This is a genomic window from Streptomyces sp. 3330, assembly GCF_031456635.1.
Lineage (GTDB): Bacteria > Actinomycetota > Actinomycetes > Streptomycetales > Streptomycetaceae > Streptomyces.
Genome location: NZ_JAVDVA010000075.1, coordinates 1 through 1,110 on the forward strand (window position 1 = coordinate 1; position 1,110 = coordinate 1,110).

The 1,110-nt window shown below is 58.8% G+C and carries 1 protein-coding gene; it reads right to left on the bottom strand.

What is annotated here, in order from left to right:
- Nucleotides 1-66 precede the first annotated feature (66 nt).
- Nucleotides 67-834: a hypothetical protein gene (locus J2X68_RS40215; RefSeq protein WP_310437549.1), complete on the bottom strand. Its 768-nt coding sequence runs from the start codon at nucleotides 832-834 to the stop codon at nucleotides 67-69.
- Nucleotides 835-1,110 lie beyond the last annotated feature (276 nt).

Sequence of the window (1,110 nt, forward strand, 5' to 3'; positions counted from 1 at the left end):
GACCGGCGAACCCGGACCAATCCTCATCACGCAATACCCCTGGCTGTCACAGGGAGAAGGATAGGTTCAGCGGCCCAGACCGCTGGACTGTCGCAGCCCTGTGGACAGGGAATGCTGACGGGCGATCATCATAAATGTGTTGGCCGAGGAATTTTCGATCTGGATCTTCAATCGTCCCAGTCTTGCAATATTCTCCGGCTCTGTCCAGGTGCTTGGCATGCGATGGGTTAGTTCAGTGAAGGAGTTTAGCTGATCGTTGCGAATGCCATGGGCGGATGCATGCGCCATCGCCAGTTCCCGGAGGTCATTCAGCACAGGCCGGAAGGCTGCAGAATTTTCGAGCTGCCCTACCCACGCCCTCAGCGCGGAAGCGTCCGGTGCGGCGACTGGGTGAGCCTGCGCGGCGGCGGCAACAGCGTACGGAGCCGTGGCGGGTGCAGGCAGCGAGGAGGCAGGCACTGGTGCGCTGGGATGTGGTCCGGACTGGCGCGCAGGCAGAGAGTAATGGTCCGCCACCTGCTGCGGAGCTTGAAGCATCGATACGGACGAAGGCCCCTCGCCAAAACCAGGCACCGAACCCCCACCGTCCGCTGCCCGCGCCTCACGCTCTGCAACCGCAGCGTTGAAGTCTGCCGCACTCAGATGAGCCATGCGTTTTCCGTTTTCGGTCAGGATGTCGAACTGAATTCTCTGCCTAGGCGTCAGTCCCTGAAAAGCTGCGGTATTCTTACCCTTCTGATTCCATATGAGGTCCGCATTTTTTACACCTATCTTAATGAGATAGTCGGATCCAGTAATTGGTTGCGTTTCACATTGCCTTAGCCATTCTGTCATCAATTGGAGTGTATGGGCGGTCAATTCTGCACGACTTGGCATTTAACGACCCTCTCGAGACGGAGGCGAGCTTCTGTGGGCACTACGCAAGCAGGACGGATCCAGTTCACTGAGCTTCTTCAGAACGGCCACCGATCGGGTGACGTCCGGAGTCGCGGTCCGGGTGGGCAGGTCAGTAGTCGCCCTGCTCACCCGCAACGTCAACACCCAGCAGTTCACCACTCGCCGGAGGAACGGCTGAAGAAGCTCACTGCGCCCGTCTTCTGACGTACGCAT